This is a genomic window from Oribacterium sp. P6A1, from assembly GCF_000702885.1.
GTDB lineage: Bacteria > Bacillota > Clostridia > Lachnospirales > Lachnospiraceae > Oribacterium.
In genome coordinates this window covers 191365-205761 of record NZ_JNKO01000007.1, presented here as the reverse complement: position 1 = coordinate 205761, position 14397 = coordinate 191365, and the positions used below count along the sequence as shown (strand labels likewise).

Annotated in this window: 8 protein-coding genes and 1 tRNA gene; 8 read left to right on the top strand and 1 reads right to left on the bottom strand. The window is 43.1% G+C overall.

Features of this window, described 5'->3' with window-relative positions; all coding sequences use genetic code 11:
* The first annotated feature begins 402 nt into the window (after positions 1-402).
* The 8 genes from T515_RS17985 (at position 403) to T515_RS07305 (ending at position 13230) form a co-directional block, all read left to right on the top strand.
* Positions 403-2457, top strand: a complete 2055-nt coding sequence (locus tag T515_RS17985; protein ID WP_051671541.1) for a CapA family protein — start codon at positions 403-405, stop codon at positions 2455-2457.
* 89 nt (positions 2458-2546) lie between these two features.
* Positions 2547-2619: transfer RNA gene (locus T515_RS07335), tRNA-Thr, on the top strand.
* A gap of 198 nt (positions 2620-2817) precedes the next feature.
* Positions 2818-3549, top strand: coding sequence for a C40 family peptidase (locus T515_RS16540; protein ID WP_051671540.1), 732 nt, complete (start codon positions 2818-2820; stop codon positions 3547-3549).
* Positions 3550-3557: 8 nt separating this feature from the next.
* Entirely contained in the window at positions 3558-3947 is a 390-nt protein-coding gene (locus T515_RS07325; protein WP_036609281.1) for a zinc ribbon domain-containing protein, read from the top strand.
* Between the two features lie 43 nt (positions 3948-3990).
* Positions 3991-4803, top strand: coding sequence for a zinc ribbon domain-containing protein (locus T515_RS07320; RefSeq protein ID WP_036609279.1), 813 nt, complete (start codon positions 3991-3993; stop codon positions 4801-4803).
* 196 nt (positions 4804-4999) lie between these two features.
* Positions 5000-7138, top strand: coding sequence for an HD-GYP domain-containing protein (locus T515_RS07315; protein ID WP_036609277.1), 2139 nt, complete (start codon positions 5000-5002; stop codon positions 7136-7138).
* 29 nt (positions 7139-7167) lie between these two features.
* The gene (locus tag T515_RS07310) at positions 7168-10761 is read left to right on the top strand and encodes a two-component regulator propeller domain-containing protein (RefSeq protein WP_051671539.1); all 3594 of its coding nucleotides are present in this window, start codon (positions 7168-7170) and stop codon (positions 10759-10761) included.
* Positions 10762-10836: 75 nt separating this feature from the next.
* Positions 10837-13230, top strand: a complete 2394-nt coding sequence (locus T515_RS07305) for an HD-GYP domain-containing protein (RefSeq protein ID WP_036609275.1) — start codon at positions 10837-10839, stop codon at positions 13228-13230.
* Positions 13231-13353: 123 nt separating this feature from the next.
* Here the strand turns inward: T515_RS07305 and T515_RS07300 are convergent, their stop codons facing one another.
* Positions 13354-14376, bottom strand: a complete 1023-nt coding sequence (locus T515_RS07300) for a hypothetical protein (protein ID WP_036609273.1) — start codon at positions 14374-14376, stop codon at positions 13354-13356.
* Positions 14377-14397: the final 21 nt, after the last annotated feature.

Here is a 14397-nt window from a genome sequence, read left to right as displayed (position 1 = left end):
ACTTCCAAAGGCCGCTGGTGCAGAGGATAGCTTTATAATGGATCCTAAACAAATCGGAGAAAAGATACACAAGGAATGGGGAAAATACGTAGACCGTGCAAATCATGAGGTAAGTGTTTTAGGACAGAAATATGCATGGTTTAAAGCTCAAATTACGCATATTTGACACTGCCTTGATTATGGGATTATAGTAAATGACGAATCTACTTAACTTTTTCAAAATCTTGGCGATTCTCGCTTTTTCAATTCCTACGGTAAACTTACGCTGTCCATCTAGGATGACCTACTTTGCACTTAAAGCCTTTTTGATGTAAAATGGGTGTCATATTTTGCAAAACGAAAAAAACAAGAACAAAAAATCACGCAAGTATGGCAAAGCCATCCTTACGAAGAGGGTATAAATTGAAAGAACATACGGACAGAAAAAAATCCATATCTAATTACCGGGGACCACGTTCGGAGCGAATAAAAAGCGAAGATGATAGTAATCTTGAGAGCAGATATGGTCAGGATAAATCAGAAAAACCCGAAACAGAGCTGCAAGTGCCGGATATAAGAAGTATTCAAAGGGAATTGCTTCCCGAACCGGATGAAGAGGATGCGGAGCACGGACGTCGGATAAAAGTGGAAAGCATCGGAAAGACTCTCGGCAGAAATCGTGTAAGAACTTCGGAAGAGGGGGAAAATAAAAGAACTCATAAAGCCGGGAGAAATGACAGGGCAGATTTTGGAAAGAGCAGAAAGAAATCGGAAAGCAGATTTAAAAGCAAAAAAAGAAAGCGAGAAAGGACTGTAATTTCAGGTTACGAAAGAAAGAAGACCGAGGCTAAGTTCAGCGGAAAAACTGATGAAAAGCAGTATGAATTGTCTGAAGAATTGAAGAGGCTGTATGAGAGCTCAGAGTTTGAAAATGAACCGGTTAAAGAGGATGATGACAGAAAGAAAGTATTTTTTAATTCCAGACGGAGTAATTATTCGGGAACAAGAGCAGAGAGACTGGTTGAAAAAAGTAAGCGCATAGAAATTGAAGACAGGTTTCAGGATGTTGTTCCTTTCATTCCCGAGAAAGAGACAGAAGTGGTTTATAGAAAGCGCAGATGGGGAAGAATCGGTATTTTTTTCTGCGCCTTCATGCTTATTTTTGAAATCATAATCATAAGTACGGTTACACTGAACCCGGATCTTGTGGGAAATATGGGCAGCAGGTTTTCTGAGATAAAAGAAGAACTTTCTGAGAAATTCAAGCCAAAGGAAAGTCCGGCAGAAACAGAAGCTGAAGAGACTTATGAATCTGAAGTTACGGAAACTGAATTGACCGATAATACGGGAGGTCTGACTGCCTATGTCAATGAGTCCGGAGCCATAGCAGTTAAGGACCCGGCTATTCCCGTAGAAGCTGAAGCTATAGGTAAAGGTGATTCCGAACCGGTGGAGCTTTTGTTTGCGGGAGATGTGTACCTGAGTGATCATGTTATGGAGGCATATCGCTCCGCAGGAGACATCAGTGGTGTTTTATCCGAGGGTTACCGTCAGGAGATAGATTCGGTGGATTATTTTGTTGCCAATGAGGAATTTCCTTTCAGCACCAGAGGAAAACAGGCAGAAAACAAGCAGTTCACCTTCAGGGTTTCCCCTGATAATGTAAGTTTGTTAAAGGAAATGGGCATAGATCTGGTCACACTTGCCAATAACCATACACTGGATTACGGTACAGAAGCTCTTTTGGACACTATAAGCACCCTGGATGATGCCGGAATCAGACATGTGGGGGCCGGATCAGATTTGAGCAGTGCCGCTGAATCCGTCACAGTAAGCATTAAGGGCAAAAAAATCGCCTTCATTGGCGCAACAAGAGTGATTCCAGAGCCCTATTGGGCTGCTGCGGAATCAGGCACAGGTGTTTTTGCGGCTTATGACGATACTGCACTTATTGAAAAGATCAAATCTGCCCGTGAACAGGCTGATTTTGTTGTAGTCTATGTCCATTGGGGTGAGGAACGAAAGGAAAATCCTAATGAGGTTCAGAAGACTCTGGCACATGACATAGTTGATGCCGGAGCAGACCTTGTTATAGGAGCTCATCCTCATGTTCTTCAGGGAATAGAGTACTATAACGGGGTTCCCATCGTATACAGTCTGGGTAATTTTGTATTCGGAAGTTCCATTCCGTCAACCGCCCTTCTCAGAGTGACTATAGATGATGCGGAAGAAGCAGAAGGGGACACAACCGGAAGTGCCGTACCGGAAGAAGCCGGGGATTCAAATCCTTCGGATGAAAAAACTTCCGTAGAAAAGGCATTTGATGTTCAGCTTAAGCTGATTCCCGGCAAGTCTTCGGCGGGATATACAGAGAAGCTTGACAGTGCAGCTGATATTGCAGGCGTTTACTCCTATATAACGGGAATAAGCGAAGGTGTAAGCATTGACGGAAACGGTGTGGTGCATCAAAACTCTTAGGTTGACAAGCTCTGTTAAAATCTGTAAACTTATGGTCGTATCTGAAAAGCTGGGGTGCTTTTCGGATACGGGATAAGTTTATATCATCAGCTACTGTAGCACAGTCGGTAGTGCATCTGATTCGTAATCAGAAGGTCACCGGTTCAAGTCCGGTCAGTAGCTCATATGCCTTGGTTCCGGATGCGAGGAATCAGGGCATTTTTATTGTCATTTATTCATAATGTATACTTTTATTTTTTTCTTGCAAAAAAACATGGGTAGAAGTTACAATAGAAAAGTCGTTTGGCTTATATTTATTCGAAAAATGAATATATTTAATGCTTTTTAAGGGGTAATATGAGATTAAAAAGGAAAATATTGATGGGAATGATGACCGCAATGCTTGTGGTGGCAGCATCGGTGCCGGCATTTGCGGATGAAAATAAGGAATGGGCCTGGATGGACCTCAACAGTGACGGGGTTCAGGAGGCGTATCAGTACAACGAAGACGGTTCAATGGCACCTGTTAAAGCCGGAGCAGACGGTATCAGTATAGTAACGCTTCAGGCAGACGGTTCGGTACAGTGCGAGGGTGAAACTATTGCAGTAGCTTCACTCGATGGAAGTGCAGCAAATACTACGGCAGAGGCTTCTGCAGCAGATGCGGCTTCAGAGAGTACTTCAAACGGAAACATTTATTCTGCAGCAGATGCCTATGCTTATGCCATGTCCGCATCAGGCCGTCCGGATATCGTTAATTTTGCAAGACAGTATATAGGGGTTCTGCCTTATGGAGCGGGAAATTCTCTTAACGGAAGAGTGGACTGTTCAGGCTTTGTTCAGGCCGTATTCAGACAGTTTGGTATTTCGCTTCCCAGAACTTCAAAGCAGCAGGCTGCCAGTGCTCCAAGATATGTAAGTGAGGCGGAGATGCTTCCCGGAGATCTGATTTTCTACGGCGGAAGTATAGGTTCCGTAAGCCATGTTGCTATATATACCGGTGATAATTCCATAGTTCATGCCACCAACAGCAGACGTAATTCGGTTTTTGAAGATCGTGGAACCAGGGCGATGCATTATGATCATATCGCAGCTATCGGAAGGTTTTGGTAAAATAGAGCATGATTTTCTTTTTCGGTATAACAAATGGTCGAAAGGATCTTGATTTTCATCAGCAGATGACCTGCGATCTCTGCGGGAGGATGGGACAGTACAGAGTATTCATGACATATATGGTACTGTCCATATTCTTTATTCCGGTATTTAAATGGGGCAGGACATACTATGTTGAGACTTCCTGCTGCGGATCCGTATATGAACTCAGGCCGGAGACGGGAAGATCCATTGAGTATGGGGAAAATGTCACCATACATAAGGAAGACCTGTATTTAAGACAGAAAGGCAGCAGGGTCAGAGAGGCTAAGGCCTCAAAGATATGCTATAACTGCGGATATGAGACAAGTGAAGATTTTGAGTTCTGTCCGAAATGCGGGAAATCCTTTGATAACTGATGGTTTCAAGAGACGTTTTATGAAATCATAAAGGGGATGGAGTATGAATTTTGATTGGGGAGCGATTTTAGGACCCGTTTTGAGTCTTGCCGCTTTTTTTATTATAGTAGGGTATATAGGATACCGTATCAGAAGATTCCGTCATTCAATCATGGGCCAGGCAGTGGAAACAATAGCGAAAGCGGTGGTAAACGGTGACGGCATGATCGAAGAGGCGGAATACACCGCGAAGCCAAAGTCCCTGTCCTCTATGGATTCGATTTATATTCCTAAGCTTGAGAAGGATTTTCCTGAGTTCAACTGGAATGAGTGGAAGGTACGGATACAGGATGCGGTTTTGAGAAGGATGGAAGCTATAGACGAAAGAGATCCGGAAATCATAAAGGATCACCCCCTCATTATGGAGGAGGTTGAGAGAGTTATCACCAATGAAGGCACCGGAGTGAAGAATCTGACCTATTCGGAGGATGAGCTTGAGTTCAAAAACAGACATGCATACAATACGGTGATTTTCGGATATGACAGAAACTCCGGACTCTGTACCATTCGCACACAGACATCAGCCAGCTATGAACGTCATGTAAAGGCAGGAATGAAAGCAAATTCCGCTTCCGGAAATACCGGGGCACGGATCAGAAAGATCCAGACGGTTTTCAAAACAGAACTTGTGTATGTCCAGGATGCGGACAAGGTGGACAGTAAACTGAAGGGCAGGATGATAGGATATAACTGCCCAAACTGCGGCGCACCTCTTAAGATGATAGGAGCCAAGGTGTGTGACTACTGTGGCACAGCCATTGAGGGTGTAAATACGAGAGTATGGACCATAAACAAGATAACTGAAGACAGAAGATGATGAATTAAGATAGAAATCCCGTGATGAAATGAGGCTATGTCTCGGATCTGCGGGATTTTTTTGTTATACAAACTCTTAAATAATGTACAAAATGTCTGGAATTTTACGGATATTCCAAATTGAAATTGAACCCCGTACTTTCTCGTGGTAAAGTGGTTTACATAGGGGTTTTACTTATATAGGGGTATTGGAAAAGATGAAATCAGAAGCAGTTAAGATCAAACGCGGCGTAAGGGCCCGCGTTATGGTTATCTTTTTTGGAGTGTGCTTAAATGCAACACTCTATTTTCTTACCATGCATTACGGCTTACCGATTTATCTTGACACCATCGGCACTATGTGTGCTGCGTGGCTGGGAGGGATATTTCCGGGAGTTATGGCAGCTTTTTTCACTAATCTCATCTGTGAGTCTTACAGAGGGGGGATGGTGTACTATTCTTTTATAAATGTTCTGATCGCGTTGTATATCGTCCATTTTCATAACAGGCATGCACATGCTGAAGTGTCTGAAATGGCAGGCTTTGCTGTCAGTATGGGTTTTTTAAGCGGAACCCTGGGTTTCCTGACGGAGTGGGTGTTATATGGCTATTCTCCGGATATTTCTATTTCCGTTATAGCGGATTATATTGAAAGGACTCTGAAAATTTCGCCTGTTATCTCTCTTTTCGTAGTGCATATACTTCTGGATATTTTTGATAAGGGTATTTCTGTTTCTGTTGCCTTTTTTATAATCAGTCATATTTCCGAAGATATAAAACTCAATATCAAAGAGGGTGTATGGAGGCAAAGACCGCTTTCAACGGAAGAACTGAGGGATCTTCGTGACTGGTCAGGGGATGTAAAGGTTTCTTCCCGCAGAAGGATGTCTGTGATGCTGATGGGGCTTTGCTGCTTACTGCTTTTCATAACAGGATTTGTTGGCATTGGTCTTTACTATAATAATGAAAAGGGAGCCAGAACAGAGAATGCCAGAAAAGCGGTGCAATTTGCTGCGGAAATCATCGACGCGGACAGAGTAGAGGATTATCTGAAAAAAGGGCGGGCTGCCCAGGGATATAACGAAACAGAAAAGCTGTTAAAGAAAATATGTGACAGTGCTTACGGAGTGAAAAAGCTGCGTGTGATGAAAATCTCAAAGGACGGCGCATATTTTATCTTTGATCTCGATAAGAACGATGATTACATACAGTATGAGCCGGGAGTGCATGCGCCCATAAGGGACGAGTTTGAAGCATATAGTGATGACTTCATTATGGGAAATGAGATAGCCCCCATCGAATCCAAAGATAATTCGGGTAGATTTCTTAATGTATATTATCCACTGAAAAAAGATGATCAAAACACCGGTGTGTATATAGGAGCGGAAGTCTCTCTTACGACTGTCTGGCTTTTTTTAAGGGAGTTTCTTTACAGACTTGGCCTGATTCTTGCTGGTTTTTTCCTTTTACTCATAGTTGTCGTATCCTGGATGGTGGATATATATGTAGAGTATCCCATAAGCAGCCTTGCTAGATGTGTGGACAGATTTTCATCCGCAGGATATGACCAGGTGACCCTGGATGAAAATGTAAGAACCGTTAGGAAGCTTGGGATACGTACAGGGGACGAGGTTGAAAAGCTGTATCATGCCATATGTCAGTTGACACTGAATCAGGCAGAGCAGATGAGAAATGTTCGAAAACTTTCAGAATCTACTGCCAGGATGCAGGACGGAATCATCATAACCATGGCGGATATGGTGGAAAATCGTGATTCGGATACAGGCGCCCATATTCAAAAAACGGCAGCCTATGTAAAGATAATAGTAGATGGCCTGAAAAAGAAGGGCTATTATGCAGAAAAAATAAGTCCCAAGTTTATGGCAGATACAGTACGAAGCGCCCCGCTTCATGATGTTGGTAAGATCAATATCTCAGACAGTGTTCTGAATAAACCCGGAAAGCTCACAGACGAAGAATATGAAATAATGAAAACTCACACTACAGCCGGTAAAAGGATCATGGAAACAGCCATCAGTTCCGTTCATGGAGAAAGTTATCTGAAGGAAGCCAGAAACATGGCTGCCTATCATCATGAACGATGGGATGGAAAGGGGTATCCGGAGGGCCTTCACGGGGATGTGATTCCATTGTCTGCAAGGATCATGGCGGTAGCGGATGTTTTTGACGCTCTGACCTCTCCGCGTGTCTATAAGCCTGCATTTCCCATGGAAAAGGCTGTGGAGATGCTGAAGGAAGGAGCGGGGAGTCAGTTTGATCCGAAATGTGTCGAAGTTTTTTTGGATTCACTTCCCGAAGTACGGGAGGTTTTAGATAAATATAACAGAGATATGTGAGGTATATCTCTTAAGATATGGAGTTGGATATGAAAAGATGTAGCGTTTTTTTCATCTGTGTACTGTGGCTCTACATAAGCCTCGGCTGGTGTGTCGCTGCACATGCTGAAGATAACGATGAAGTTCTGACGGGGGGAGGATATGCGGCTACCGGACAGGCGATAAATGTTTCCTATGCAACGGTGCTATATGGAGCATCCAACGGTCTGCCTACATCTGATGCAACATGTGTATTATGTTCCTCGGACGGGAGAATATGGATAGGCGGGTATGCAGGAGTCATAGTCTATGACGGTAAGACTTTTGAGAGACTGGATTCTACAGATGGTCTGACCAGTGCAAGAGCGCTTTTCGAGGATAAAAAAGGCAGGATATGGGTCGGAACCAATGACAACGGCATAGTGGTTCTGGATGGAGATACCACAAGCCGATATACCTATGAGCAGGGGCTTCCTTCTTCATCTGTACGATGCTTTGCCGAGGACAATGATGGCAATGTTTTTGCCGGAACAACAGCAGGTCTGGTTTACATAGGTCCATCCGGAAAGCTGAACAGACTCTCTCATAAAAAACTTGATACAGAACGTATCAAAATGCTGGATTCGGATGGAAAAGGAAGGATTTACGGACAGACAGCATCCGGCAGTGTGTTTACTATTGAAGAATGTGCTGTAAAAAGTATTCATAATAGTTCAGACCTTGGCTTTCCGGGCAGAATATCCGCTGTTATGACAGATTCCATGAATGATGGCAATATTTATATAGGAACAGAGAACGGCGAGCTGTATTATGGTTCTTTCGGACAGAGAGCTGCTCAGATGAAAAAGATCCCGGTGGATGGAATATCATCAGTTCAGTGTATATGTTATGCCTGTAACAGGGTGTTTGTCACTTCGACATCAAAGGCAGGGTATCTGGATGAAGCACTGAGATTTCATATATTAAACGATATGGGAATTGACAGCGGTATAGAGATGATGATTCCCGATTATCAGGGAAATCTATGGTTTGCCTCATCGACTCAGGGAGTTCTTAAGCTGGTGAAGAACAATTTTCAGGATCTTTCCATGCTTACCGATCTGGAACCGGAGACCACAAATACTGTGTGTAAGGTGTCCGGAAAACTTTATGTTGGAACTGAGAGCGGACTCAGGATTATAGACAGACACGGGCGCAGAGTTACAAATGAGCTTACGGAATGCATAGGAAATAACAGGGTCCGCTGTATCATGAGTGATACAGCGGGTAATCTTTGGGTATCTGTTTATACCGGGGATGTAGGGCTGGTATGTCTTTCCCGAGGCGGTTACATAGATAAATATACAATAGAAAACGGAATGCCCTCCAATGAGGTCAGGTGTACCAGTGAACAAAAAGACGGAAGCATACTTGTAGGAACAAATTCCGGCCTTGTTATCATAAAGGACAGGAAGATAATTCGTTCTGTTGGCGCCGGACAGGGTATGAAGAATACGGTTATTCTGACCGTCGCTGAGGGAATTGACGGAAAGATATATGCAGGATCGGATGGTGACGGACTATATGTTGTAGATGGCACAAAGGTCGAAAGGATAGGAAGAGAAGAAGGACTTACGAGTGATGTGGTGCTGAGGGTAAGGAAAGATGAAGAAAAGGATGTGTGCTGGATAGTCACATCTAATTCCGTAGGATATCTGAAGGATGGAAAAGTCAGGACCATAAAAAGCTTTCCCTACAATAACAATTACGATATTTACAATGATAAAAAGGGAAAAATCTGGGTACTGTCATCAAATGGTATATACTGTGTTCCCGAGGAAGATATGCTGTCTGATCAGGTAAAAGCCCCGAGGCTTTTTTCATTGGCAGACGGGCTTCCGTTTGCGGTGACTTCCGTTTCTTACAACTACATGAATCAGGAAGGAGATATGTATGTGGCGGGAAGAAAGGGCGTCATCAAATTCAATACCGGAGCATACTTCGACAATGATTCGGAAATAAAGATGGATTTAAGTTCTTTCTATTCCTCGGAGGCCGGAGAAATAAAGGAAGAGGATGGTGTGTACCGTATTCCTTCCGCAGCAGGGAGAATAAGTATAATAGCATCTGTAATGGATTACTCCATGTCTGATCCTATAGTCAGGATCTTTCTTGAAGGGCTGAAGGACGTGGGTGTTACCGAAGTGAAAAGCAGGCTTATGCCGCTTGAATATACAGAGCTTCCCTATGGTAATTATGTTCTCCATATACAGATTCTTAATGAGTCCGGAGAAAAAGTCATTCATGAGAAAACCTATAAAATCGAAAAGATACCCGGTATCCATGAGCTTCTTATAGTACGTTTTTCTGTGGTATTCCTGTTTTTATCACTGGTCGGCATGCTATTTTGGTATTTCATAAAAAATGCACTGGTCAGAAAACAGTATGACAGAGTCAGAATCGCAAAGGAAAAGGTGGAAAGAACAGCTTATCGTAACATGAAGCTGTTTGAGGAAGTATTACATGTACTGAAAACACAGGTGAATACTATTCTTGGTATCGATGAGATGATACTGAGAGAGGATGCATCTCTGGTGCCGAAGGAGTATGTTTCAGCCATATCGGAGTATGCAAATGATATCAGGTTTGCTTCTGCAAGTATTATGGGTGGGTTCGATGAACTGTACGAAATGATAAGGATAGATAACGGGTACGCAGAGATAAAGGAAAAGGATTACGAACTATACGATTTACTGATATCAGTACTTACCATGGGAAGAGGTATATGTGAGGTCGGGGATCTTGGCTGGGATATCACAGTGGATGAGGTCATTCCCAAACGCCTGCATGGTGACATGCAAAAGATAAGGGCAATTGTACTGAACATGATTATTCTGGCTGTGAAGTGCATCGATGATGGTGGAATAAAGCTGGATATAGCTATGAGGAAGAGGATCAATGACATATGTGAATTGGTTTTTTCCGTCAGACTCAAAGGCAATGAAATCAATGCGGAGTATTTCGAGGATATCTTGAATGATGAAAACAGGTCATCTTCGGATACAGCTGCCGATCGTTCCAAAAAGTGTCTGGAAAGAAACATTATCGAAAGCTATATCGAGCTTACAGGCGGCAGTATAAAGTATAACTATATCGAAAAGGATGAGCTGGAGCTGGTTTTTTCCATAAGGCAAAGGATAGTGGAAGACAGCGCTTTGGGAAATATCGTAAAAAAATTCCCTAAAGACAGAATAGGACAATATGTTCCGCAGTTTATAGCTCCGGACGTTGAACTGCTTTTGGTTGACGGAGATCATATGGAGCTTAAGGTGGTAAAGGGACTTTTGAAGTCCACGAGGATTTTTGTTTCGTCGGTGAAAAGCGGAGAAGAATGTCTCTATCTTTTGAAGGAAACCAGATTTGACATGGTGATCCTGGATCATATGCTTTCGGGGATGGACGCATTTGAAACAGTGCAGAGAATTAAAACGGTTTATCCTGATATGCCGGTACACATTCTTACATCAGACAGTTCCCTGGGAGACGACTATTTCAGGTCGAAGGGCTTTGATGAAGTTATACATAAGCCTATAGATGGCATAACTTTGGAAAGAGCGGTTATGAATCATCTGCCTGAAGAAAAAATGAAAGTATCCGCGCTTTAAAGGATACGTAATAGAAAAGTATTATCTGAATATGGGAGAGGAAAACAGTTTCCTCTTCAACAATCGGAGTTGTTTATGAAAGAGTTTATCGCGGCAAATCAACTGAATTGGATGCTTATTATGGGAAGTATCTGTGGTATGACAGCACTGTTTTCCTACATATCCGAGTCCGTCACATGGAAAAGAAAGAGGGCGATGATAGGTATGGACCTGTCAGCCATGATCCTGCTTTTTTCAGACAGGTATGCATATATTTTTCGCGGACAAACCTCAGGATTTGCCACAATTATGACCAGAGTCTCCAATTATCTTGTCTACAGTATGACAGTGGCAGCGATATTTTTTGTGAATCGGTATATAGAAGATCTCTGTTTAAATGAGGGAGGTGAAAAGAAAGTTCCCAGATGTCTTCATATCAATGATATGTGTGCTATTCTGGCGCTGATACTTATAATTATCTCTCAGTTTACAGGACTGTACTATACCTTTGATGAGTATAACAGATATGTCCGTTCTCCGGGATTTATAATCTGTTACATTTTTCCGGTGATCATGTCGTTTTTTGAGCTGCGGGTTTTGATAAGAATTAGAAAACATCTTAATAAGAGCGTTCTGGTTCCTCTCATGCTTTTTTCAGTTACACCTCTGGTAGCCGGAGTAATACAGGTGTTTTGTTACGGGCTTTCTCTTACAAATCTTTCCATGGTGGGGGAGATCATAATCATTTATGTATTTACTCTTATGGATACCAATAAACAGCTGGTCAAGGCTCATGAGCTGGAGATGGACACACTCAGAAAAGAAAAGATGAGCATGAACAGGCTTTTTGATGAGACTTCCAAGGCATTTGTTTCCGCGATTGAAAGAAAAGATATTTTTTTGCAGGGACACTCAGTAAGGATAGCGGAGGTGGCAAAGAGACTTGCAGAAATGAAGGGAAAAAGCCCTGAAGAGTGCTATAGGGTGTACTATGCGGCGCTGCTTCATAATATAGGTCTGATACTGCTTCCGGACAGTATTATCGGAAAAAAGAGTGAGCTGAGTGATGGTGAGTATAAGCTTATGAAAAAAATACCGGTATTCAGCAGTGATATTCTTTCCAGCATAACTGAGTATCCTTATCTCAGTAAAAGCGCCAGACACAGCTATGAAAGATATGACGGAAAGGGGTATCCTGACGGGCTTCAGGGAGAGAGTATACCGGAGATTTCCAGGATCATCGCCGTAGCCAGAGCCTATGACGCCATGGTCTCAAAAAGAAGATTCAGAGAAGCTCTTCCGATTCAGGTTGTGAGAGAAGAACTGCTGAAAGGTTCCGGTACCCAGTTTGACGCTGATTATACGGAGCTTATGGTTCAGCTTATAGATATGGAGAATATGGAGAGTAAGGCGTGGGGTGACCGGGAAATCAATAAGGATATTTTTTGCGGTGAATACAGGGATAATATAGGAGCCGGTATTCCGGTAACAGACTCATACACCATACTCAGATTCAAGTGCCGGAGTACACCGGAGAAGGGTGTGCCTGCCTTGATTCTGTTCGATTCATACGACAGGAGGGTACATGTAAACCGAAAGACTATAGATTCAAATCATTATATAGAGTATGGTGAAATATGGCTTGACGGACATATCGTATCCACCGAGGCAAGAAATATGGAAATATATGACCCGGAGGAAGAAAGCACACCCCCCGCTGAAGCCTGTGAGACAATAGAGATGAGTAATGAGGAAAACATAATCGCCGGAGAGTATGAGCTTATTTTCGGAAGATATGATGATCATCTGAAAATAGATATAAAGAGTGAAGTAAAGTCTTTCCAGGTGGTTACTGCATTACCGAATAAATCCATGATGGCATATATAGGTCTGACGGGTGAAAACTGTCATATATATGATATAGAGCTGGAGCATACAAGCCGGAAAACCGAAATGGGAGATATACCCCGTATAGCTGAGGAAATAAGCTACATCGACAGAATAGAGGCAGACCTTCCGAATCTTCAGGTAGACAGAACGAGGTCTTGTGCAACTGAAGGGATAGAGGTGAGAGATGGGCTGGAAATAAGATTTCATTCCATGAGCCTTCCTACAGCGGGACTTGTGTGGGAATGTCCGTATATAGTTTTGTTCTATTCTGAGGATAAGAAGGTCTATGGTGAGGGCTATCAGGAATATGCTTTGATAAAGCTGAACGGAGAAATAGAGAGCTCGGATGAAAAGGCAGATAACCGTTTTGTGATGCAAAGAACTGATGAGTTTGTAGGATGGGATCAGTGGAAGCAGAGGAATAAGGAGGGACTGATATACGATGTTGACTTCCTTAAAAAGGGCAACAGGATTACTCTGCGGTCTGAAAATCTTGGGGTGAATATACAGAATACTACTTATATAAAAGATTACAGAAAAAAGGTATATGCAGCTATAACCGGTGATCAGGTTGCGCTTACAGATATCAGAGTCATATAAAAAAGACCGTGGAATTGATGGTGAAATCAATTCCACGGTTTTTTGGTTTAAATTTATGTGACCTGTTAAGGCTCTTTGGAAAAAACGGCCCCTCTCGCAGTGGGCTGATTATCTTAGGAAGCATCAGTTTGTTTCATGAAGGAATTTTATGAAGGTATCGACCTCGTGCTGTGAGCGGAGACGGAGAGTATATACATATCTTCCGATGTGCTGCCATGCCGCTTCCGGAAGCTCCTTCCGCATGACGATGACATCATGGAACTTGTCTGCTATGCGGCTTTCGGGATGAACATAATCAGGACCTTCCTTCCGGCTTGCATGAACGGAGAAGCAGTCCTCTTCGGTCTTTACAGTATGATGTGAAAGCTCGGAAGCAGTCAGGAGTCTTCCGTCAAGGTAGCGGCGGTCAGTAGTTATCATATCTGCCCAGATTTTATAAACGTCTACAGAGTGGGCAAAATTCATCATGTCGGGAATGTATCCTCCCGCAGGACAGAGATCTGTATCTATGGCGATATAGTCACCCTCTGAACCGAAGCCCTCCTGGTCTTTTGTGAGGCACTTAAATACGAAATGAACGAAACGGGATTTTGCATCAAGCGATTTCAGGGTTTTTCTTCCCAGAGAACGAAGCTTTGCAGGCATTCCGGGACAGGTATAGTATACGATGCCGGTATCAACTGTCTTTGTGAGAGCGGCCTCGGGCCAGACTGTCATGGACTCAAACAAAGGGTCTCCGTTACTGTCTGAAACTGCATCATAGGAGCAGATAGTGCCTTCGGCGTTCTGGTTTTTGGCCAGAGTTTCAGCATCTATGTGAGAAGCAGGATAATGTCTCGGTCCGGCAGCTATATTGAAATCCGTTCTGAGAAGTACCTCCTGGGAAAGCCAGTATGGATTCATGGATTCAATCCGGTCGATCTTTCCGTATTTGAAAGAGAAAAATGCAACTGCCCGATAAAGCTGGTCATAATCCGAAAGACTGTCGATGCGGTAATACTCAGTCAGGCTGTCTCTGAGATCCTGAGGCAGGTTTTCGTAGGGTGCATCCCCCACGCCTAAGACATTGACACCGTTTTTCTTCAGACGGTCGCAAAAGTTCCAATAATTATCAGGGTAGTTTGGGGAAAGAAAAATGAAATTCATATCGGAGCCTCCTGTAGGGAC